The organism is Aggregatibacter segnis ATCC 33393 (assembly GCF_900476035.1).
Taxonomy (GTDB): domain Bacteria; phylum Pseudomonadota; class Gammaproteobacteria; order Enterobacterales; family Pasteurellaceae; genus Aggregatibacter; species Aggregatibacter segnis.
In genome coordinates, this window is the sequence record NZ_LS483443.1 from 1724628 (window position 1) to 1747834 (window position 23207).

23 protein-coding genes, 1 tRNA gene and 1 pseudogene are annotated in these 23207 nt (G+C 42.2%); 19 read left to right on the forward strand and 6 right to left on the reverse strand.

Annotation, left to right across the window (positions count from 1 at the left end; translation table 11 throughout):
* The first annotated feature begins 78 nt into the window (after positions 1-78).
* Positions 79-155 (forward strand) — tRNA-Lys (locus DQN58_RS08435).
* A 105-nt stretch (positions 156-260) separates the two neighbouring features.
* Positions 261-728, forward strand: a complete 468-nt coding sequence (locus DQN58_RS08440; protein WP_032997911.1) for a hypothetical protein — start codon at positions 261-263, stop codon at positions 726-728.
* A gap of 618 nt (positions 729-1346) precedes the next feature.
* Here DQN58_RS08440 and DQN58_RS08445 read toward each other — a convergent pair.
* Positions 1347-1679 carry a hypothetical protein gene (locus DQN58_RS08445; RefSeq protein WP_032997912.1) on the reverse strand — a complete coding sequence of 111 codons (333 nt, stop codon included), beginning with the start codon at positions 1677-1679 and terminating at the stop codon, positions 1347-1349.
* Positions 1680-1767: 88 nt separating this feature from the next.
* On the opposite strand from DQN58_RS08445, the pseudogene DQN58_RS08450 reads away from it, so the two are divergent.
* The 13 genes and pseudogenes from DQN58_RS08450 to tilS form a co-directional block, all read left to right on the forward strand.
* Positions 1768-1941 (forward strand): annotated as a pseudogene (locus tag DQN58_RS08450) (P22AR C-terminal domain-containing protein); the annotation flags it as partial.
* A gap of 91 nt (positions 1942-2032) precedes the next feature.
* Positions 2033-2401 carry a hypothetical protein gene (locus tag DQN58_RS08455; protein ID WP_006718670.1) on the forward strand — a complete coding sequence of 123 codons (369 nt, stop codon included), beginning with the start codon at positions 2033-2035 and terminating at the stop codon, positions 2399-2401.
* The gene (locus DQN58_RS08460) at positions 2394-2681 is read left to right on the forward strand and encodes a hypothetical protein (RefSeq protein ID WP_006718671.1); all 288 of its coding nucleotides are present in this window, start codon (positions 2394-2396) and stop codon (positions 2679-2681) included. The genes DQN58_RS08455 and DQN58_RS08460 overlap by 8 nt, the downstream gene beginning before the upstream one ends.
* The gene (locus DQN58_RS09925; RefSeq protein ID WP_006718672.1) at positions 2668-2832 is read left to right on the forward strand and encodes a hypothetical protein; all 165 of its coding nucleotides are present in this window, start codon (positions 2668-2670) and stop codon (positions 2830-2832) included. The genes DQN58_RS08460 and DQN58_RS09925 overlap by 14 nt, the downstream gene beginning before the upstream one ends.
* A gap of 2 nt (positions 2833-2834) precedes the next feature.
* Entirely contained in the window at positions 2835-3752 is a 918-nt protein-coding gene (locus DQN58_RS08465; RefSeq protein ID WP_032997913.1) for a hypothetical protein, read from the forward strand.
* A gap of 12 nt (positions 3753-3764) precedes the next feature.
* Positions 3765-4646 carry a phage recombination protein Bet gene (gene bet / locus DQN58_RS08470; RefSeq protein WP_006718674.1) on the forward strand — a complete coding sequence of 294 codons (882 nt, stop codon included), beginning with the start codon at positions 3765-3767 and terminating at the stop codon, positions 4644-4646.
* On the forward strand, positions 4643-5302 hold the full coding sequence (locus tag DQN58_RS08475; protein WP_006718675.1) for a YqaJ viral recombinase family protein: 660 nt from the start codon (positions 4643-4645) through the stop codon (positions 5300-5302). The genes bet and DQN58_RS08475 overlap by 4 nt, the downstream gene beginning before the upstream one ends.
* Before the next feature lie 173 nt (positions 5303-5475).
* Positions 5476-5910 carry a GNAT family N-acetyltransferase gene (locus DQN58_RS08480; RefSeq protein ID WP_006718677.1) on the forward strand — a complete coding sequence of 145 codons (435 nt, stop codon included), beginning with the start codon at positions 5476-5478 and terminating at the stop codon, positions 5908-5910.
* A 197-nt stretch (positions 5911-6107) separates the two neighbouring features.
* Positions 6108-6320 carry a hypothetical protein gene (locus DQN58_RS08485; RefSeq protein ID WP_006718681.1) on the forward strand — a complete coding sequence of 71 codons (213 nt, stop codon included), beginning with the start codon at positions 6108-6110 and terminating at the stop codon, positions 6318-6320.
* A gap of 5 nt (positions 6321-6325) precedes the next feature.
* Positions 6326-6505: a helix-turn-helix transcriptional regulator gene (locus DQN58_RS08490; RefSeq protein ID WP_006718684.1), complete on the forward strand. Its 180-nt coding sequence runs from the start codon at positions 6326-6328 to the stop codon at positions 6503-6505.
* 693 nt (positions 6506-7198) lie between these two features.
* A complete protein-coding gene (gene accA, locus DQN58_RS08495; protein WP_006718686.1) occupies positions 7199-8152 on the forward strand; it encodes an acetyl-CoA carboxylase carboxyl transferase subunit alpha in 954 nt (317 codons plus the stop codon).
* Between the two features lie 71 nt (positions 8153-8223).
* Positions 8224-9081, forward strand: a complete 858-nt coding sequence (gene pdxY / locus DQN58_RS08500; RefSeq protein WP_006718688.1) for a pyridoxal kinase PdxY — start codon at positions 8224-8226, stop codon at positions 9079-9081.
* Positions 9082-9125: 44 nt separating this feature from the next.
* The gene (tilS, locus tag DQN58_RS08505; RefSeq protein WP_006718690.1) at positions 9126-10436 is read left to right on the forward strand and encodes a tRNA lysidine(34) synthetase TilS; all 1311 of its coding nucleotides are present in this window, start codon (positions 9126-9128) and stop codon (positions 10434-10436) included.
* 52 nt (positions 10437-10488) lie between these two features.
* Here the strand turns inward: tilS and DQN58_RS08510 are convergent, their stop codons facing one another.
* Complete coding sequence (locus DQN58_RS08510; protein WP_006718692.1) at positions 10489-11820, reverse strand: NCS2 family permease; 1332 nt, start codon at positions 11818-11820, stop codon at positions 10489-10491.
* Between the two features lie 272 nt (positions 11821-12092).
* On the opposite strand from DQN58_RS08510, the gene galE reads away from it, so the two are divergent.
* The 4 genes from galE (at position 12093) to adk (ending at position 15546) form a co-directional block, all read left to right on the forward strand.
* A complete protein-coding gene (gene galE, locus DQN58_RS08515; protein ID WP_006718694.1) occupies positions 12093-13109 on the forward strand; it encodes a UDP-glucose 4-epimerase GalE in 1017 nt (338 codons plus the stop codon).
* A gap of 5 nt (positions 13110-13114) precedes the next feature.
* The gene (hypA, locus tag DQN58_RS08520; RefSeq protein WP_006718696.1) at positions 13115-13456 is read left to right on the forward strand and encodes a hydrogenase maturation nickel metallochaperone HypA; all 342 of its coding nucleotides are present in this window, start codon (positions 13115-13117) and stop codon (positions 13454-13456) included.
* 18 nt (positions 13457-13474) lie between these two features.
* Positions 13475-14770, forward strand: coding sequence for an MFS transporter (locus DQN58_RS08525; protein ID WP_032997914.1), 1296 nt, complete (start codon positions 13475-13477; stop codon positions 14768-14770).
* 131 nt (positions 14771-14901) lie between these two features.
* Positions 14902-15546 carry an adenylate kinase gene (adk, locus tag DQN58_RS08530; RefSeq protein WP_006718702.1) on the forward strand — a complete coding sequence of 215 codons (645 nt, stop codon included), beginning with the start codon at positions 14902-14904 and terminating at the stop codon, positions 15544-15546.
* Between the two features lie 81 nt (positions 15547-15627).
* Here adk and DQN58_RS08535 read toward each other — a convergent pair whose 3' ends face one another.
* The 4 genes from DQN58_RS08535 to hrpA form a co-directional block, all read right to left on the reverse strand.
* Complete coding sequence (locus tag DQN58_RS08535) at positions 15628-16974, reverse strand: YadA family autotransporter adhesin (protein WP_197712330.1); 1347 nt, start codon at positions 16972-16974, stop codon at positions 15628-15630.
* Between the two features lie 449 nt (positions 16975-17423).
* Positions 17424-17867 carry a type II toxin-antitoxin system VapC family toxin gene (locus DQN58_RS08540; protein WP_006718707.1) on the reverse strand — a complete coding sequence of 148 codons (444 nt, stop codon included), beginning with the start codon at positions 17865-17867 and terminating at the stop codon, positions 17424-17426.
* A complete protein-coding gene (locus tag DQN58_RS08545) occupies positions 17867-19036 on the reverse strand; it encodes an AAA family ATPase (protein ID WP_006718709.1) in 1170 nt (389 codons plus the stop codon). Before DQN58_RS08545 ends, DQN58_RS08540 begins: the two co-directional genes overlap by 1 nt.
* A gap of 253 nt (positions 19037-19289) precedes the next feature.
* Entirely contained in the window at positions 19290-23204 is a 3915-nt protein-coding gene (hrpA, locus tag DQN58_RS08550) for an ATP-dependent RNA helicase HrpA (protein ID WP_006718711.1), read from the reverse strand.
* Positions 23205-23207: the final 3 nt, after the last annotated feature.

The following is a 23207-nucleotide window of genomic DNA, read 5'->3' on the forward strand; positions in this document are numbered from 1 at the left end:
TGTTTATATCTTTAAGCAATCCTTCGAGGATATGAGGATGGTCGGGGAAACGGCAAACAAGCCCACGGACCAGTTAATGTCGCAGTAGTTACAACCGATAGAACGGCGGACTTTTAATCCGTGCGATGGTGGTTTGAATCCACCCTGCGACACCAATTCAAAGCGCATTCTACACAGACCGATCTAATGAGTGCGCACGGTGAAGGGAATGTTCTTGAGTGCGCTTTGAAATGGCAAACATAAAATAAATGAGGTTAAAAATGGAATATGTAACGATTTCCAAATCTGAACATGATTTCTTGGTTACCCAAGCCAAGCGAATGAAATTTATTAGCGGTTACAGACCGACACTGATGGAAGAAACGGACACTGGAGAATACTCAATTACTGTAAGCACCATGGGAATTATTGACACGCTACGATACAGCAAAGGTATTGAGTGCATCGATCTTGCGATTAAAGATATTCGAGAAATGCAGCAAGTATTTTGGATTTTTGAACCTACGGAAATCTACGCTGGGCGCACGATTGAAGAAATCCTTAATGAATTTTTTAGCGAAGAAGATCGAAAAGAAATTTTGAAAGACAATCTTTACGGCCCGGTTGATTTAAACGAAAAATTCCCAGTCAAGGAAGATATAGGAAGTATCGCAGTAGAAAAGACTATCAAAGAACTACTTGATGAAATGGTGGTTTTTCCTGACGTGGTACTAAGTTCTTATTCATAATTTTAATGGCTCTTGTGTTTGCTAATTTCAACGGGAAATTAGCAGGTTGCCGAAAAGGCGTAACGTTTAATAAAAAAGCGACTTGCTGTTAAAGATTTAGAGGGTTCGATTCCCTCCGAGAGCTAACCAATTTTTTAAACATCAACAACGGAGTAAAAAAACATGAAAACTATCGCAATTTTATTAATGACGATAATTATGATGGCTGGATGTACGCCAATCCAGCAAATGACGTTTGATTTAAACGGCGAAAGATACACATACAACTGCGTAACATACACTTATCAATCTTGGTCTAGCGTAATGCCTGTGATGTACTCCGATTTTAATCCAATATCATTACACGTGAAAAAATTGTGTCACGGCAATTAATATTAATCTTTATCGGTCTTAACAGGGGTTGTTAAGAGGGTCGCGCTGATTTAGTCACAGCGGACACCGCTCAAGACGAGCTTACTTAATTGGGATGACTACCCGCACTTTTGTTTACTGTCTTAGCCGAGCATGAAGGCTTAAAACTTATGCAGTTTTCATAACTTGGTTCCTTAGGTTTGCCCGCTGAAATATGCGGGCTTTTTTAACTCCCTTAAGGAGGGCGTAATGAAACTCAAAGAATGCTTAATCTTTTTGCTTGCGATCAACCTTAACCCGCTCGGATTGTGGCTTAATAGCCTTGTAGTTAATAATTTTATCAACCAACAAGACCATAATATCCAAAATGATGAAAAACACTTGCCAAGTACAAGTTGCAACAGTCAAAAGGAACACGTAAAACAGTACGTAATCAGGTAATGCTGGAAGCGGATGGGTGAGCAAATAATCTATCACCCTTTCCGGCATAGTTAGCCAACACAGAATAAATGATAAGAACCAAGTACAGATACGCAAAATAACCTCGTCAAAATGAGATTTGAGGACAGAAAAAATGGAAGAAAGTAACGCTTCCCACATATTAAAGCTCCTTTTTTGTTGTGGATAATGACTGGACATCGTTATTTTAAACAACATTAAGGGAGCTTCAAAATGTGATATTGACACCGCCTCCGTTTATGGCGTGGCTTACGAATATCGCAGTACTCTCCGTCAGGCGCATAACGTATTGACACGCATTACAGAGCAATTTGAATGCGAGCAAGGTAATAACTGGCGCGTCCTAAAATATCTTAGAGCTTACGACCCTAAAGCAACGGGTTTTCAGCTAGACATCCTATAAAACACCGCAAAATCCGACCGCACTTTTGAAAAATCGCGTGGCGGATTGTTACATCCAAAATTCAGCAAATTGATTAAAAAGGAAACAAAAAATGAAACAACAACGATTTACTACCGCACTTTTAAATCAACATCCAAGCCGAAAAAAACAAATCATCCAATGGCTTGATGAATACCTACACTGGATTGTTTGCGCAGTGATTACCGCTTGCGTTTGGGGAATTGCGCTAATTGGGCTATCCCTATCACGCCCTACCCTTACCGTTGATACTGACTACAACAATAACGCGGTAAGCGAGCAAATCTCCCTGGAGTGGGAGCGTAAGGCAAAGGCTGAATGGGCTTCAGAATTTGGCGATGCACCGCCGAATTTGAGCGCGGAAGCTCAAGAATATCTTGAGAAACAGACCGTCAGAAAACAAGCTGAGTTAAATCAAAGAAAGGGTAAAGAAAATGGGTGATATGGGTGAGGCATTCCGAGAGCTTACGAAAGCTCGAAAAGAAAAGAGAAAGTTTAATTTAAAAAGAAGCACACAACTATTGGAATGCTTAAATATTCCTTTCGTAAAACACAATGCAGGATTTCATCTTGTTGTTTCTTACAGTGGAAAGGTTGTGGATTTTTACCCGTCCACAGGGTTATGGGTAGATAGAGAGAATAAAAACATAAAACGCCGAGGTGTAAGAGGTTTATTGGTTTATATCGGAGCGGCGCAGGAAAAACGCAATGTCAAAAATTAGGCGTGGGTCGGTATGGGATTTTGATAATCCTGATGACTATTACGAGCAGTTTGAGGCGCAACTGCAGAGCGATGATTTTGATGATAACGCACAAGACATCGATGATGACGATTGCGAATATTGGAAAAGTGGTTGCTATGGGAGAGGATGAAAATGACAACCGAATTTAATTTAGTTTTAACAACCGAAAGTAAAGTGTTATCCACAAATATTGTGGAGTTTGAAAAACAAGCCGAGCAATTTCTTGCAACACTCACGAGCAAGTTTGAGACAGATGATGACTTTGCGGCCGCAAAAGAAGAAGTCAAAACTTTGAAAGAGGTTGAAGATAAAATCCGTGCAGCGATTAAGTCGGCACAAAGCGGTGAGATTGCGGCATTAATTACCTCCGCTGAAAACATTGCGGAGCGGTTTAGACAAGAGCGCTTGGCGCGCGATAAGCTGGTTAAATTAAAAGAATCAGAAATTAAGCAAAACATTATCGATGGCGCGCTTGATGAAATTTCGGAAATCCGTAGTAAGTACGAAAGTTCGGTCTCTCTTGCGCTTGAGCAAACTATGCCGAAATCAGCGATAACAAACCGCCTCGAAGAAGCGACAAAAAACAAAAGAACGCTCGATGGATTAGTTAAATCGGTTAATGCCGAAAAAACGTTAATTCTTGCCGAATTGGCGCAAGAATCCGCTCGAATTACAGAGCGCTTAAAAATGATTCCGATTGCCTACGAGCATTTATTTAGAGATGCACTGCAATTAGTTGCCGGCACGGACGACCTTGAGCCAATTATTGCGGAGCGAGTAAATGCCGAACAACAGCGTGAGGCAGAGTTAAAAGCAAAAGCCGAAGAAGATGCCAAAGCAAAAGCGGAATCGCAAGCCGTTGCGTCCGAAACAGAAACACAAAGTGCGGTAGAAAAAACACAAGAAAATTCGACCGCACTTTCTGACGAGCCGACATTTAATTTCGAGGTTCGTATTGCATTTACCGGCACGCAAGAACAAGCAATCGCCTTGGCTCGCAAAGTTAAAGTGCAATATGGCGATAACGTATCCCTAAGAAAAATGAATTAAAGGATAAATAAAATGACATTACCAGCAAACATTCAAACCGCTCTTAAAGAAAGAAATATCGATCTCGCTGTTTGGAGTACGTTACAAAATAGTGTATTTCCCGGTGCTAAAGATGAAAGCATTATTCTTGCGGTAGATTATTGTAAGGCTCGTAAGTTAGACATTCTGAAGAAGCCATGCCATATCGTACCAATGCAAGTAACCCTTTCCGGCGAGAAAGAAAGGGGATCCGATGGTAAGCTTTACGATAAAAAAATATGGCGTGATGTGATTATGCCGGGCATTTACGAGCAACGCATAACAGCTTTTCGCACAGGACAAATGGCAGGGCAAGATGAACCGGTTTTCGGTGAGACTATATCTTTCAAAGGAGTGGATGCTCCTGAGTGGTGTCGTGTTACTGTATATCGCTTTATTAACGGAGAGCGTTGCGCGTTTTCGCACACCGAGTATTTTAGCGAAGCCTGCGCGACAACCAAAGAAGGTAAGCTAAATTCAATGTGGAGCAAACGTCCGCGTGGTCAATTAGCCAAGTGCGCAGAAGCTGGAGCGTTACGAAAAGCGTTTCCTGATGAGCTTGGCGGGGTGATCACCGCCGAAGAAGTAAACGAAGATCAGGTTAATCATCAAGAAAATAAATTTTCGCCTGAAAACTCAAATATTATCAACGGACAAAGCATCGAATTGGTTACGGATGAGCAAATTGAACAGATTAAAAATCTGGTTGAAGTTACCAATTCTGACACAGTCGGTTTGTTAGCCGCCGCCGGTAATGCACCAAGTATTGAGCAAATTCATAAAATTTATGCCGAACGCATAATTAATAAACTGCTAGATAAGCTAAATAAGCAACAAGCCAAAGATGATAATTTGGGTAAGGACATCCCGCTATGATTGACGGTCTAATAACGCTTGATTGCGAACAAGGCTCGGAAGAATGGTTAAAAGCCCGTTTAGGTATCCCCACCGCAACGGGCTTTGAAAATATTGTGACGGCAACCGGTAAAAAATCAAGCGCGCAAATAAAGTATATGGCCGAGTTGATCGAAGAAAGCATTCTTGGCTTACAAGATGGCGCATTTAAATCTAAATTTATGGAGCGTGGAAATCAACTTGAGCCACTTGCTAGATCGGCTTATGAGTTTATTACCGGAAACACAGTTACTCAAGTTGGCGGCGTGTACTTAGATGACAAAAAAGAGGTAATGGTTAGCCCTGATGGGCTAATCCCCGAACTCAAAAAGGGCTTAGAGATTAAATGCCCGAAAATGAGTACGCATATTCGATACTTGTTAGAAGGCGGCGTTCCGTCCGAATACATTATCCAAGTGCAGGCTAATTTATGGGTAACTGGATACGAAACATGGGATTTCGTGAGTTATTGCCCGGAATATCAAAAGCAAACAATTTTTATTCATACGGCAGCTCGTGATGATGTATTAATGAAGGCTTTTGATAAACATATCCCTCAATTTTTAAAAACGCTGGCGGCGTATAAAAATGGCTCCTGTTCCAGTTGCAATCCAAATACACACGTGGGAGTTTATTAAATAGGTTGAGGTGAATAGAAGATTAGAGTGTAGGCAGGGTTTACCGCCAAATCATTAGTTGCGCTACCGGTATTTGAAATACAAGACGTATAAAGGCGATTAAATAGTTCAATAAAGCGCTTGTATAATATTATAATATTAAAAGTTATTAATGTATCTAAGGATAATTCATTATGTCTGTTAGTATTATTGAAATGTCTGAGCGAGACTTTGAAATATGTAATGAGGAATTGTCAAGCTTCAGATGGAGATATATCGACTTTCAACCATCAGGAAAACCATTACTATTCTCAATATACAGCGAACAACATTTAGTTGGGTATGTTCATATTATTCTTATGAAAAATGCACCTGACGAAGTAGCTGATGGAGAGCTTTATAAGATATTCATCTTTCCTAAATATCAGAAGAAAGGGTATGGGAAGAAAGCGGCTAAATTAGCGATAGATTGGATATATCAAAACTGTAATGAGCTGTATCTAGAAGTTGTAGATGATGTCATTGACTTTTGGGATAAGATTTTGGGCGGTTATTCAGAGCAGTACTCTATACGGCTGGAAGACCCAGCAACATCAAATACAACAAAATACATTTTCAGTAAAAATTAATGCACATGACTGACAATGACCGCCTTACGGGCGGTTTTTTATTGGAGCAAACATGAATGACTTATTTTTTTGGTACTGCGTGATTGTGTCTGCCGTTTTACAGTACGCCGAATGGCGAGCTAGGGCGGCGAGAATCAAACGCCAAGAGGAAGTATTTATTTTTAATTTGAAACTATGGCTATTGTTGAGGGGTGTAAATGTTTTTTAGAAACGAATTACAAGTAATGGACGGTAAACGCTACATCGTGCTTGAGTGTGAACTTAAGCGTGAATGGACTGTAGTACGAGAATCAAAGCACACGGTCACACAAGGCGAAGCATTAGAAATCTTCCAATATTGGATTAAATACAAGAATGTAAAACCCGAACAGTTAAAAGTAATTGAAGTGCCCGACATATTAAAAGGATAGATATAATGGAACAACAACCAGCATTATTAAGCAAAGCTCAAGTGATTGAAATTACCACCTTGAGCCACACAACAATTTGGCGTATGATGAAAAAAGGAACATTTCCAAAAAGCGTAAAAGCGTCTATGGGTCGTGTAGCATGGCGCAAATCTGACATCGATAATTGGCTAGACGAACGCACATAAAAGCACTTTCTTCTACTGACGGTAAAAATGACGGTAAAAATCAAATAGCATTATCTTTACTCCCTTCTATTTCAATATGTTATCTTCTGAGTTAATAATCGAGTGGGAATAACTTAGTAAAAAAGCCTTGAATTCTCAGGGCTTTTTTATTTCTATAATAATGCCTTTTTCAAGGATAGAAAAACAACTGATCCAACATCTGTCAGAATAAATATCGAAATTAACTAGAAATGAAACTTAGGATTGGGTGGTGAACTAAGCAGAATTGGTCTTAACAGTAAGCGGTATACTGCGTCGCATCCCTGCGGGTTTCTACCTAGTCCACCATTGACTGATGATGGTTTGTAGTTTGCGACATAAAACTGATACTAAAAGTGTTTATACCTTCAGCCCGCTTATTTCAGGAGACCAATCCTGACCTTCAGACATCTTATCTTGAAAGTGAATACATAATAAAATCGTTTTAGCTGATTGTCAATTGGAGCATAACTCGATATTTCAGTCATTTTTTTCATTCTTCCTTTATTCGACAAACACCATAAATTACTTTGATTACATAGCCTTAGCTGGTGTTACCAGATTAAAATTTATGACTTTTATGAAAAAAACACATAAAATATCCCGTCTGATTGCACCCACTCTAAAATCTTGTTAAAGTGCGGTACAAATTTTTCATAAAATTAGGAATTAAAAATGAGTCAAGAATACTTAGATTTTGAATTACCCATTGCCGAACTTGAAGCGAAAATCGAATCTTTACGCGCCATGGCAAACCAAGATAATGACATTAATCTTGATGATGAAATTGCTCGCTTACAGAAAAAAAGTATTGAATTAACCGAAAAAACTTTTGCAAATTTAGATGCGTGGCAAGTTTCTAAAATGTCCCGTCATCCGAATCGCCCTTATACTCTTGACTACATCGAACATATTTTCACCGAATTTGAAGAACTTGCCGGCGATCGTGCTTTTGCCGATGACAAAGCAATCATCGGTGGTTTAGCCCGTTTAGACGGCAGACCGGTCATGGTTATTGGTCACCAAAAAGGCCGTACCGTCAAAGATAAAGTAAAGCGCAACTTTGGTATGCCGGCACCGGAAGGCTACCGCAAAGCATTACGTCTCATGCAAATGGCGGAACGTTTCAAATTGCCTATCATCACCTTCATTGACACCCCGGGAGCTTACCCTGGTGTAGGCGCGGAAGAGCGCGGTCAGTCAGAAGCTATCGCACGTAACTTACGCGAAATGTCCCTCTTAAAAGTGCCGGTGATTTGTACCGTTATCGGTGAAGGCGGTTCCGGCGGTGCGTTGGCTATCGGCGTGGGTGATAAAGTCAACATGTTGCAATACTCCACCTACTCCGTTATTTCTCCGGAAGGTTGTGCGTCTATTTTGTGGAAAAGCGCCGATAAAGCCTCCACCGCAGCAGAAGTAATGGGTTTAACCGCCAATCGTTTAAAAGAACTTGGCTTGATTGACAACATCGTTCGTGAGCCGTTAGGTGGTGCACATCGTAATTACGCTGAAATGGCGAAAAACTTGAAAAAACGTTTACTTGAAGACTTAGCTGATTTAGACGTGTTAAATCAAGAAAATCTGTTGGATCGCCGTTATCAACGCTTAATGAGCTACGGTTACGCATAGAAAAGAAAAACAAATAAAAATCCCACCGCACTTTCCGGCGTAGTCAAAAGAGAAGAAAAGGAGAAAAGGCAATGAAACACGTACTTTCAATTCAATCTCATGTGGTTTATGGCTACGCCGGCAACAAGTCGGCAACCTTCCCAATGCAATTGCACGGTATTGACGTTTGGGCGTTAAATACCGTGCAATTTTCCAATCACACCCAATACGGCAAATGGACCGGCATTGTCATTCCGAAAGAACAAATCGGCGAAATTGTACGCGGCATTGATGAAATTGGTGCCTTGAAAAAATGTGATGCGGTGGTTTCCGGTTATTTAGGATCTGCCGAACAAATCGATGAAATCATCAACGCTGTTCATAAAATCAAAGCCATCAATCCTCATGCGCTTTATTTGTGCGATCCTGTGATGGGACACCCTGATAAAGGCTGTATCGTGGCAGACGGTGTACGTGAAGGTCTGATTAACATTGTTTCAGAAGCGGATATTATTACACCGAATTTGGTGGAACTCCGCGAATTAAGCGGACTACCGGTTGAAAACTTTGAACAGGCACTGGCTGCCGTACAAGCCATTTTGGCAAAAGGGCCGAAAAAAGTCTTGGTCAAACATTTAAGTAAAGTGGGAAAAGAAGCAACACAATTTGAAATGTTGCTGGCGACCGAACAAGGCATGTGGCACATTTCCCGTCCGTTGCATCCGTTTGATCGCGAACCGGTCGGCGTAGGTGATTTAACCGCCGGTTTATTCCTCGCCAACCTACTCAATGGCAAATCGGATGTAGAGGCGTTTGAACACATGGCAAACGCCGTCAATGATGTCATGCAAACGACGTTAGAACGGGGCGAATATGAATTACAAATCATTGCCGCTCGAGATCTCATCCTCCATCCGTGTAGCCACTATAAAGCACAAAAAATTGCATAACTCTCAACTTCCTCCCGTCCAACGGGAGGAAATTTTATCCGCCTATGCTTCTTGAACAATTTTCACAGCAAATCCACCAACTTGCGCCAAACCAAACTCAATTTCTTATCGGGTTCAGCGGTGGTTTGGATTCCACAGCACTGCTCGCTTTATTTGCAAAACTTCGTGAAAAACAACCGCACTTTCAGCTTCGCGCAATCCATATTCATCACGGATTAAGCGCCAATGCCGATGCTTGGTCAGCCCATTGTCAACAAATGTGTCGTCAATTCCATATTCCATTACAAATTCAACATGTTAACGTCAGCACAGAAAACGGCATTGAGGCAGGTGCCCGCCAAGCCCGTTATGAAGCCATTGCACAGCAAATTTTACCGACTGAATGGCTCGCCACGGCACATCATCAACAAGACCAAACGGAAACATTTTTCCTTGCCCTAAAACGCGGCAGTGGCGTGCAAGGCTTAGGCGCCATGCCGTCGAAAAGCAATGTTTACAGCGTGCCTATTTTTCGTCCCTTATTGAATTTTAGCCGCCAACAATTACTGGCGTTTGTACAACAGGAAGGGCTAAGTTGGATTGAAGATGAAAGTAATGAGGACAATCAATACGATCGCAATTTCCTGCGTAACATCGTGTTGCCTGAATTGCGCCAACGCTGGGCGCATTTTGATTCGGCAGTGCAACGTTCCGCGCAACATTGTTATGAACAACAGCAACTGCTTAATGAGCTGTTAGCGGAAGAATATCAAAAAAACATCGTAAAAAATGACCGCACTTTTCAGCTACAACATTTCGCCAGCTATTCCTCTGTGAAACAACGCGCCTTGTTACGCTTATGGTTGCAAGATTGGGGCGTTACCCTCCCCTCTCTCGTGCAATTAGAACAAATTATTTCGGATGTCATTTTCGCGAAAGACGATGCACAACCACAATTTCGCCTAGACAATAACATTGTCCGCCGCTATCAACACCGTTTATTTCTCACGCCAATATTTAACGATATTTCACAGGAATATGTTGAGGCAACATTTGATCACCCTATTTCCTTGCCGGATCATTTAGGCACGTTATTACTAAAAAAAACACGCGAAAAAATGACCGCACTTTGGCAGGATGAAAACGGCAACACAAATAAAGAAACCTTGGCTTTACCGTCAGAGGGAACGAAAGTTTGGATTCGATTTCGTTATTCGGGCAAAGTGAAATTAACCCCAAACGGCGTGAATAAAGACATTAAAAAAGTGTGGCAACAGTTGAATGTCGCCCCTTGGCAACGCCAACGCATTCCGCTCATCTTCTACGATGATAAGCTACAAAGTGCGGTCGGTTTTTTCACTGTTTTTCAAAATTAAGGCAAACAAAAAGGCGCATCAAAATGCGCCTTTGTTGTCTTTATTGGCTGAATTAAATCGCCCAACCGCAAGCGTAGAAAGCCACTAAAACAACGGCAATTACAACGGTGCCGATATTTAAGCGTTTGAAATCGCCACTCACCACACGGCCAATCACCAATGCAGCAAAGCCCAACATGATGCCGGTCACGATATTCGCCGTTAACACGATAAAGACCGCACAAATCAAGCCGCTCATAGCGCCAACGAAATCATCAAAATCCAATTTGCTGACGTTGCTTAGCATCAATAATCCCACGTACATTAACGCCGGTGCTGTCGCATAGTTCGGCACCAAGAAAGCTAATGGTTGGAAGAACAACATCAACAGGAACAATACGCCAACAACGATGGCGGTGATACCGGTTTTACCGCCGGCGGCAGTCCCTGCTGCGGATTCGATATACACGGCTGCCGGTGCCGTGCCGAAAATACCGGAGAATAAGCTACTTACGGAGTCGGACGTTAAGGCTTTACCGCCATTAATGATTTGACCGTCTTTGTCCAATAAATCCGCTTGCCCTGCTACTGCACGGATGGTACCCGTGGCATCAAATACCGCGGTCATCACTAACGCAAACACCACCGGTAAAATCGCCGGTTGTAATGCGCCCATGATGTCTAATTGCAAGAATAAAGACTCTTCGCCGAAACTTGGCATTTTGAAGACTTGGCCGTTAAAAGTGACATTTGGATCGAAAATTAAGCCGACCACAGTAATGGCGATAATCACCCATAAAATGCCGCCTTTCACTTGCATTTTTTCTAAACCGATAATTAACGCCAAACCAATTAATGACATCATCACCGGAAACGCAGTGAACTCGCCCAATTTTACCGGCAAGCCGGCTTGGTTACTCACCACAAGCCCAACGCCATTTGCAGCAATTAAAAGCAAGAATAAACCGATACCGATTCCCGCACCATGTGCAATACCCACTGGTAAGTTACGCAAAATCCAAGCGCGAATCCCTGTGGCAGAAATCAGGGTGAAGAAAACCCCCATTAAAAAGACCGCACCTAAGGCGACTGGGATGCTCACTTTTTGTCCGATAACCAAGCTAAATGCGGTAAATGCCGTTAAAGAAATAGCACAACCAATTGCCATTGGCGCATTCGCCCAAAAACCGATTAAAAGCGAGCCCAAGCCTGCTACTAAGCAAGTTGCAATAAAGACCGATTCCGCCGGAAAACCCGCCGCACTTAACATGTTCGGCACAACGATAACGGAATACACCATGGCAAGGAAAGTGGTTAAACCGGCAACAATTTCTTTGCGTACGGTAGAACCGCGTTTAGTCAACTCAAAGCGTTTTTCTAAAGCGGAAGATTGAGAAGATGACATGAAATTACCTTTTAATTTGTCGTTGAAAAAAGAGGGCGGTATTTTACCGCAATGCCAAAAGAAGTAAACGTTTGCGCAATAAATTGCTGAAAATATCCTGATTCTGTTTACACCGTTTAAACACTAAAAGGCCTCTAGTTTTAACAACATAGAAATCTCGACGAAAACAATTCCTTAAAAGGGAATAACTTATTAATAAAGCTCATTTTTTGATGAAACAATCGGTGCTATACTAGCGCCAAATTTATTTTATAAATTAAGGAGAAACCCCAATGACCATTTTAGTGACCGGCGGTGCCGGTTATATCGGCTCGCATACCGTCGTCGAACTATTAAACGCCGGCAAAGATGTGGTGGTATTAGACAATCTTTGCAATTCCTCACCAAAATCCTTAGAACGCGTGAAACAAATCACCGGCAAGAGTGTAAAATTTTATGAAGGCGATGTGTTAGATCGCGACTTGTTACAAAAAATCTTTGCTGAAAATCCGATTCATTCCGTCATTCATTTTGCCGGTTTAAAAGCCGTTGGCGAAAGCGTGCAAAAACCTGCCGAATACTATATGAACAACGTCACCGGCTCATTGGTTTTATTACAAGAAATGAAAAAAGCCGGCGTGTGGAATTTCGTTTTCAGTTCTTCCGCCACCGTTTACGGTGATCCTGAAATCATTCCGATTACCGAAAACTGCAAAGTGGGCGGCACCACCAATCCGTACGGCACCTCTAAATTTATGGTGGAACAAATCCTGCGCGACATCGCCAAAGCCGAACCGAAATTCAGCATGACTATTTTGCGCTATTTCAACCCGGTCGGTGCCCATGAAAGCGGTTTGATTGGTGAAGATCCGAATGGCATTCCAAACAATTTATTACCTTACATCAGCCAAGTGGCAATCGGAAAATTGCCTCAACTTTCCGTATTCGGTAGCGATTACGACACTCATGACGGCACCGGCGTGCGTGATTATATTCATGTGGTGGATTTGGCGATTGGCCACTTAAAAGCGTTGGATCGCCATCAAGACGATGCCGGATTGCACATTTATAATTTAGGCACCGGCGTAGGCTATTCTGTATTAGATATGGTAAAAGCCTTTGAACAAGCCAATGACATTCAAATTCCTTATAAATTAGTGGATCGTCGTCCGGGCGACATTGCCACTTGCTATTCTGATCCGAGCCTTGCCGCCAAAGAATTAGGCTGGAAAGCAGAACGTGGCTTAGCTCAAATGATGAAAGACACGTGGAATTGGCAAAAAAATAATCCAAAAGGCTATCGGGATTAAGCCTCATGCACGAACTCTCTTTGTGTCAAAACATCATTGAAATTGTTGAGCAGCAATGCAAACAACACAATGTCAATAAAGTCACCGACCTCTGGCTGGAGGTCGGAGCCCTTTCTTGCATTGAGCCGAGTGCGTTGGAATTTGGCTTTGAAATGGCAGCGCAAGGCACATCGGCGGAAAATTGTAAGCTTCATTTAATTTCTATTCCTGCCAAAGCTTGGTGTTGGGATTGCAAACAACTGGTCGAAATTCAAGCCAATAACAGCACGTGCCCCCATTGCGGCAGCGCGCATTTACAACGCCAAAGCGGCGATGAACTCCGCATTAAAGAAATTGCCGTTGAATAAAATTTCCCTGAAATCATGATGACAGAACAACCGATTAAGCCTTCTCTCGCCACTCAAATTTTCAGCCGCAATATGCTGATTTGTGTCTTTACCGGCTTCACCTCCGGCTTGCCGCTTTTCGTGCTGTTGCAGATGTTGCCGATTTGGTTGTCGGATAGCGGTATTAGTGTGCAAACCATCGGGGCTTTTACCTTAGTCACGCTGCCCTACACGCTCAAATTTTTGTGGGCGCCTTTATTGGATCGTTATTTTCCCCGATTTCTTGGTCGTCGTCGCAGTTGGCTTGCCATTTCCCAACTTTTGCTTCTGCTGAGTCTTTACCTGATCGGTTTATACAATCCGAAAGAACAAATGCAGATTGTCATTTTTCTGGCTACGTTCATCGCCTTTATGTCCGCCACCCAAGACATTGTGTTAGATGCCTATCGACGGGAAATTTTGCGCGATAACGAATTGGGTTTGGGCAATACCATTCACATTAATGCTTATCGCATTGCCGGTTTAATTCCGGGCGGACTGTCATTGTATCTCGCTACGTTTCTGCCATGGGAAACGGTGTTTTTATTGACCGCACTTTTCATGCTGTGCGGACTGTTTATGACCTTCTTTTTAAGTCGCGAGCCACAAATTCAAATTCATCAAAACAAGCAGCCGTTCTATCAAGCCTTTACCATTCCGCTACAAGAATTTTTCCAGCGTAAAGGGATTTATGCGGGGATTGGCTTTATTGCGTTTCTCTTTCTGTATAAATTCGGCGATGCCCTCGCTACCACATTACAAAGTAAATTCATCGTGGACATGGGCTTTAGCAAAACAGACATTGCCTTAGTGGTGAAAAGCACGGCGTTGTGGTCGAGCATTATTGCCGGCATGGCAGGCGGCATTGTGATGTTACGCCTCGGCATTAACCGCGCGCTTTGGGTCTTTGGTTTTATTCAACTGATTACTATCGGCGGCTTTATTTGGCTTTCCGGATTTGATTATTTCCACGTTGTTGATAACGCTGCGCGCTTAAAACTTGGCATTGTGATTTGTGGCGAATACATTGGCGTGGGGCTCGGCACAGCGGCGTTTGTAGCCTTTATGGCACGGGAAACCAACCCGCTTTACACCGCCACTCAACTGGCGTTATTTACCAGCCTTGCCGCCTTGCCTAGCAAAGGGCTCGGTGCACTTTCAGGCGAAATCGTTGCCGCAGTGGGTTACTACCATTTCTTCTGGATTTGCTTATTTTTAGCCATCCCGGGCATGCTCTGCTTATGCTGGGTCGCCCCGTGGAACGAAAAAGTCACTGCGCCGAATGCTGGCAATTGACATTTTTAGGGAATTAAGCAACCATACGCCACGATTAATAAAACATTTTCAAAACCGACCGCACTTTCTTCCCGAAATAGGAAAAGTGCGGTGGTTTTTTCAGTTATTTTTCATTTAAAAAAGAGGACAACATGAAAATTATTCTATTAGGCGCACCGGGCGCAGGAAAAGGCACACAAGCACAATTCATCATGAATAAATTTGCCATCCCGCAAATTTCCACGGGCGACATGTTACGCTCTGCGATCAAAGCCGGCACCGAATTAGGCAAACAAGCCAAAACCTTAATGGACGCCGGCCAATTAGTGCCGGATGATTTAATCATTTCCTTAGTGAAAGAACGCGTAGCCCAACCTGACTGCACCAAAGGTTTCTTACTTGACGGTTTCCCTCGTACGATTCCACAAGCTGACGCATTGAAATCTGCCGGCATTGCCATTGATTATGTACTAGAATTTGATGTGCCGGATGAAGTGATCGTAGAACGCATGAGCGGTCGTCGTGTACACCAACCTTCTGGCCGTTCTTATCACATCGTTTACAACCCACCGAAAGTGGAAGGCAAAGACGATGTGACCGGCGAAGATTTAATTATCCGTGCCGATGACAAACCGGAAACCGTGTTAGACCGCTTAAAAGTGTATCACAACACCACCAAACCATTAGTGGATTACTACCAAGCAGAAGCCAAAGCGGGCAACACCCAATATTTCCGCTTAGACGGCACGCAAAAAGTAGAAGATGTCAGCAAAGCATTAGACAAAATCTTAGCTTAATTCCTCATCGCAACAAAAAAGCCATTCTATTTCAGAATGGCTTTTTTATTATGCTCCGATTAACTCGGGATTAACGCTTTATTACCATTGGTAAAGCGCACCGGCACCCACACCGTAGTTACCACGACTGTTGGTAGAAACGCTGGCTTTAAACACCCAATTTTCATTAGGGGTAACACCGGACACACCAAGAGAAACCGCAGATTGACCACCATAGAAACCGGTACCCACGCCCACACCGATAGCACCGGCTTTGGTGGATTGAGGAACAGAAGCGTGAGCAATCGCACTCGCAACACCGCCTCTCAAGTCTTTATTTAAGAGGTTTACATTGCCACGCAATTCATTGATGGAATTGTTATTAGCGGCTAATTGAGTGTTAATCGCCGTAATATTATTCGCGTTAGTCTGAATGTTAGCTGTGTTAGCCGCAATATTAGCCGTATTAGCCGTAATCTTACCCGTGTTAGCAGCAATATTAGCTGTATTAGCCGTAATCTTACCCGTGTTAGCAGCAATATTAGCTGTATTAGTCGCAATATTACCCGTGTTAGTCGCAATATTGGTTTTGTTGGTTGCGATATCGGCTTTATTAGTTGCAATATCGGTTTTGTTTTTCTCAACTTTACCGTCTAAAGATTTCAATTGAGCCACGTTCACTGCATCAGTATCTTTTGTACCCGCAGCAACGCTGGTGATTTGACGGGTGATATTGTTGTCAACGTCACCAACAGAAACCGCAGCATGTGAAGCTTTCCAAGCTGTACTTGTCTCAGTTGTAGCAGCTTGAGTTGACGGATCATATCCTACAGCCTCTTTATTAACAGTTGCTTTAGAGTATGAACCTAATGCAACGCCATTTTCTACATCAGCGCCTGAATATGCACCGACAGATACAGCATAATTTTTAGTTGCTCCAGTATCCGGTATAGACGCTAAACCAATACTCACAGATCCAAAGCCTGTAGCCTTAGCATTTGAACCTACAGCAACAGAATAAGCGCCTGTTGCTTGGGTAGATACCCCAACCGCAGTTGTAGCTAGCCCTGTAGCATTAGCTTTATTCCCCAAAGCAGAAGCATTAGCGCCATCAGCTACTGCACCATAACCTAGTGCACTAGCGCCATTGCCTTTTGCCTCCGTGTCAGTACCAATAGCTGTCGCGCCACCAATGTTTTGAACTTTACTTGTAGTATCCTTATTAGCCTTAGCATTATCACCAACTGCAACATCTTTTGATACACCGGCTTCCGCATTTTTACCAATAGCAATGGAATCGTCTGATTTTGCCCCATCATTATTGTAGTTGCCTTGTGTTGCAGGAGCCCCAGGAGCAACACTAATAAAGTGTTCCGGTGCTGCCGCGTTGGCAAGCGTAGAGACACCAAATGCAGAAAGGAGCACAACGGCTACCGTGGATAATTTCATGCTTGTATTTTTGTATAAATTATTGACATTTTTCATAATAGGCACCCTAAAATAAAAATACATTGTTTACCATCACAAGTGATGAAGAATACAGCCCTGTATTCTTCCTAAAAGTCTAGCACAAAAAAAAATCACCATCACTCCATTTGATTCCTTTATGCTTATTAAGCATTTAGCTCCAAGGCATTATAAATATAAATTATTAAATAAAGACACTATCAATCTATGATACGCATATCTCCCGATTCACCTCTTAAATCGAAGATACAAGACGCAAATAAAAAACGATGAGGAAAATGACCGCACTTTCTAAAAACAGAACGATGGTTCAAGCGTCCTCGCTTGGACCAAATAAGCACAAGCGTGGACGCTTGCGCTATCTTGGGGCTGATATTTTTGCAAAAGGCACACATTAGGAAACGTGCACCATCTCGGAGAGATTACAGAAATCATCTTATCGCCTGAATTTTCTCAAATAGATTTTCGATTGCACTCATATCACGATCTTTTGATAAAATTTCTAAATTATTTTCTTTTGCTGCTGCAAAGTGAAACATATCAAATTGATACTTTTCAATAACCTTTTTACTTCCTGTTTTTTGATTTGCTTTATCCAAACGAAATAAATTTCGAGCTAAATCAGAAATATCATCATTAATATCAATTACCTGAAATTCTTTTAAAGCATTTTTTAACGTATTTAATTTTTCAATATTATCCCATTCTACACCACGTAAAACCTCATAACGAATTAATGGTGTCAAAAACAATAAAGTTTCAGGATCTTCAAGTTTTAATGCTAAATCTTGTAATACTTCCGCTTTTTTACTTAAGTTTGTATTTGGATCCACTAAATAAATTAAATAATTTGTATCTAATAAATAACCTTTCATTATTTAGTCTCCAAATTAGCTAATTCCTGTTGAACCAATTTTAACAAGTTTTTTTTCGCCTCCTGTTGCCCTTCTTCTTGAGCTCTTTGAACTTTTAATCGATTTAAATTTACATCAAAAGCATCATTTAATAAATCAATGAAAGAAACTTTACTTGGGTAATCAATAAGTTCAGCATACACAACACCATCATTTTCACAACGTTTCAAGCGGTAGGCTTCACCGGTCTTTAATTGACTAATTACAATAGGTGAATGAGTGGTAATAAAAAAGATTGTTTTAGGGAATAATTTTTTTAATAAAGGAATAATATTCACTTGCCACTTATTATGTAAATGGCTTTCTATTTCATCAATTAAGATTATACCGGGAACATTTGCAATCTGTAGCTCATTAGTGAAATAACTGTATCCAGCAATAATTGATTGGATAATTTTTAAAATAGAAGTAAAACCACTGGAAAGCTCTGAAATTTCTCGTTTTTGATTTTCTATTTTTAGAAAAACTCGATTATCGCCTGATATTTCGAGGAAATCTTTATCAATTCTATGATCTACTTTATTTAATAAAGACAATAACGTTTTAATTTCAATCTCTCGATTATCTTCTTTAGACTGATAAGGATTTGAAGATAAAGCGCGCTGAACAATCCATTCTTCAATATTAGAATCCATATTCAAATTTTTTAGATGTTGTGGATTTCCATTAAAACTTGTCAATAAATACTCTAAATACCCTTTTTGTCGTTTAGATTTATTACCTAATTTAGAAACGTTTCCTCTTTCATGCTCATAGATTTTCTCATTTATCGCACCGCGATGTTGTGCAGATAAATAAACGACCGGATGAGAATGCATAGCCGAAATAAATGCATAATTATGATTCCCCAAAGAAAAACCATTATTCTTATTAAAACTGAAAGAAATATTATTGATGGTCGCAGATTTAAAAGGAATTAATGAATGCTGTATATAAGAATCTGTTTCCGTTGCTTGTTTGTTCGTAAATAGCAATATAGCAAACAGACTTTCTAAAAACTTTGTCTTTCCAATCCCATTTTCCCCAATAAAAGTATAAACCCGTTGATTAGGAAATAATTCCGCTTCAATCGTGCCGACACCTTTGACTTGTTCAAAATGAAATTTCTTTAAATGCAATATATTATTCATCTGCAATGTCCTCTTCAAAGCAAATATTTCTTAGGCAATTTTTTTATTTTACCAAATACAACCATTCTTAGGCTGATCAACATAAAATACTATCTTTCATTATAGCTCATCTGCTAACTTTTCCTTAGTTAACTAAACAATATTAATAAAGCATCTCCCCGCAACACCACGTCCAACACCACATTCATCGCCTTTCTCCCACGATAAACTAAGGCTTGATTAGGGGAAAAATACTGTGGTTGATCACTATATCTTACTCTATATTTTGAATAACCCCTAAAACCCGCTTATCCGACACCTGATACTTCGTGCCTAACTGCTGCGCAAATAAACTCACCCGCAATTCCTCTATCATATAGCGAATTTCAGCCACTTCATCCGAAATCGGTTTGGATTTTGGCAGTTTGGTAAGAAGTTGTTGGTAGGCTTGTTGCACTTGTTCCACGCGCAGCATAGCGGCACGATCGCGATTCACATCTTGAGCCAGTTTATCCATGCGTTTATCGATGGCTTGCAGATAACGGAGCAAATCCGGTAGGCGGGCATAGCCGCTTTTTTGCACAAAGCCTTGATAAATCAAACCGGCGATTTGGCTTTTCATATCAGACAGGGCGAATGCCATGGTGAAATCCATTTTGCCTTTGAGGCGTTGGTTGAGCTGGTGTGTGAGCGTAAGGATCTGCTCCACTTTTTGCGCAATATCCACGGTGACTTCATTAACGTTTTCACGCACGAAATCCCGTAGCTTATCAAAGCCTTCTTCGTTCCACACAAAGCCACCAAAATCGGCAATCAGTTTATCCACGGCACAGGCAATACAGTCATCAATTAAATCCAACACGCGCCCAAATGGCGTAAAATACAGCCCCAATTTGGCTTTATTCGGCAATTTTTCATGCAGATATTTAATCGGTGATGGCACGTTGAGTAGCAATAATCGGCGCAAACCTTGCTGCATTGCCACCGCTTGTTCAAATTCCGTTTCAAACAGTTTAATGCCCACCGCGTCTTTTTCGTCCACAATGGCAGGAAAGGCTTTCACACTGAAACCGCGCTGTTTTTGTTCGTAACATTGTGGCAACTCCGCAAAACTCCAAATATGCAGTCCGCTTTGCTCAATGCCATCGTCCGCCACGGCAGAAATGCTTTCTTGCACACGATCTTTTAAGCTAAATTTCAGCTCGTCTAAATTCATGGACTCGGCAATTTTCTTGCCGTTTTCATCCACCACACGGAACGTCATTTTTAAATGGCTTGGAATTTGTTCCCAATGCCAATGTTCCGCCTCTACGGTGACACCCGTCATGCGACGCAATTCATAAATTAGCGTATCCAATAACGGCTTTTCCAACGGCGCGGCACGCCCTAAAAAGGCTTGGGCATAATTGGGTGCAGGCACGAAATTACGGCGATACGATTTCGGCAGAGACTTAATCAGCGCAATCACCAGTTCTTCCCGCAAACCCGGAATTTGCCAATCAAAGCCCGTCATTTCGACCTGATTAAGCAATGGCAACGGAATATGCACGGTCACACCATCCGCATCAGTACCCGGTTCAAATTGATAGGTCAGTTTGAGTTTCAGATTGCCTTGGTGCCAGAAATTCGGAAAATCCAGCTTGCTCACTTGTTCCGCATCATCGTTAATCAAGAAAGAACGTTCAAAATTAAGCAGCTCGGGATCTTGTTTTTCCGCCTTTTTCCACCAGGTATCAAAATGTTTTTGGGAGACAACTTCTGTGCCGATACGCTGATCGTAAAATTCAAAAAGCGTGCGCTCGTCCACCAAAATATCGCGGCGACGGCTTTTGTGTTCCAATTCTTCAACTTCACGAATCAGCTGCTGATTTTGCTTGAAGAATTTATGTTTGGTATTCCAATCTCCCTCCACTAAGGCAGATTGAATAAAGATCTCACGGCTCACTCTTGGGTCAATAGCGCCGTAATTCACTGGTCGGGCTGCCACAATCGGCACGCCATACAGGCTCACTTTTTCATCGGCAATCACCGCTCCGCGAGATTTCGACCAGCGTGGTTCAGAATAGGATTTTTTCGTTAAATGCTCGGCGAGCAGCTCAATCCATTCCGGTTCAATTTCAGCCACCATGCGGCCCCAAAGTTTGGAAGTTTCCACCAACTCTGCCGCCATCACCCATTTCGGTTGTTTTTTGAAAAGTACAGAATTAGGGAAAATTGCAAAATGGGCGTTACGCGCGCCGAGATATTGTTGTTTCTCCGCTTCTTTTAAGCCTATATGCGACAGCAAGCCACTTAAAAGTGCGGTGTGAATTTGCTGATATTCGGCTTTTTCCGAATTAATCGGCAAGCCCATTTCACGCACGGCAAGGCGAATTTGTTGATAAATATCCTGCCATTCGCGAATGCGCAAATAATTTAAAAAATCCTTTTGACACTGGCGGCGGAATTGGTTTTTCGTTAATTCTTTTTGCTGTTCTTGCACATAATGCCAAAGATTCAAGAATGCCAAGAAGTCCGATTTTTTATCGGCAAAACGGCGATGTTTTTCATCGGAAGCCTGTTGTTTTTCGGTTGGGCGCTCACGCGGATCTTGAATGGATAACGCCGAGACAATAATCATCACTTCATAAACGCTGCCAAAATCGACCGCACTTAGAAGCATTTTAGCAAGGCGCGGATCGACCGGGAGTTGAGCAAGTTGGCGACCGATTGTCGTTAATCGACGTTTTTCACCCGATTTGGTTTGAACGGTTTCAAACGCCCCCAACTCTTCCAACAACTTCACGCCATCTTGGATATGCCGTTTATCCGGCGCATCTACGAAGGGGAACACTTCAATGTCGTCTAAACCCAACGCCGTCATTTGCAAAATAACGGAAGCCAAACTGGTGCGCAGAATTTCAGGATCGGTAAATTCCGGGCGATTGTTAAAATCCTCTTCCGAATAAAGACGAATACAAATGCCTTCGCTCACCCGTCCGCAACGCCCTTTCCGCTGATTGGCTGAGGCCTGTGAAATCGGCTCAATAGGCAAGCGTTGCACTTTGGTGCGGTAGCTATAACGAGAAATGCGCGCTGTGCCGGGGTCAATCACATATTTAATCCCCGGCACAGTGAGCGAGGTTTCCGCCACGTTGGTGGCTAACACAATGCGATTTAATCCGCTCGGGTGGAAAATTTTATTTTGTTCTTGCGCAGACAAGCGGGCAAAGAGCGGTAGGATTTCCGTGTGTTTTAGATTTTGCTTTTGCAAGGCTTCAGCGGTGTCGCGAATTTCCCGTTCACCGTTCATAAAGATTAAAATATCGCCGCGCCCTTCTGCTTGCAGTTCATCCACCGCATTGAGAATGCCTTGTAGCTGATCTTGATCGTCGTCTTCCGCAACAGGGCGATAACGCACTTCCACGGGATAAGTTCTGCCCGAGACTTCAATAATCGGCGCGTTATTAAAATGTTTAGAAAAACGTTCCACATCAATGGTGGCGGAGGTGATAATGACTTTTAAATCCGGGCGACGTGGCAGAAGCTGTTTCAGATAACCGAGAATAAAATCGTTATTTAGGCTACGTTCGTGGGCTTCATCAATAATCAAACAAGAATATTGATTGAGGAAACGATCGTTTTGAATTTCAGCAAGCAGAATCCCGTCCGTCATCAACTTGATTTGGGTGTTGTCGCTAATCTGATCATTAAAACGGACTTTATACCCCACTAAATCGCCAAGCTCTGTTTGCAATTCTTCGGCAATTCGAGCCGCCACAGAACGTGCCGCAATACGGCGCGGTTGAGTGTGTCCGATTGTGCCAAGATTGCCGAATCCTAGCTCCAAACACATCTTCGGCAACTGCGTGGTTTTACCCGAACCGGTTTCCCCCGCCACCACGATCACTTGATGCTCGGAAAGCAGTTTTTCAATTTCTGCTTTGCGTTGGCTAACCGGCAAACTTTCCGGAAAAACGATTGGATTTTTGACCGCACTTTTCCGTTGTTCTACACGTAATCTTGCTTGTTCAATTTGCTGTTGGATTTCAGCCGCAACGGCTTGCTGCGCCTCTTGGCTTTTAATCTTGCCGATACCGTGAATGCGGGCGGATAAACGGCGTTTATCCACCAACATAATGTCAATTAATTGAGAAAAAAGGGATTGTTGTAAAGGGGTTAATTCGTGCTTTACCGTTCTATTTTTCATACT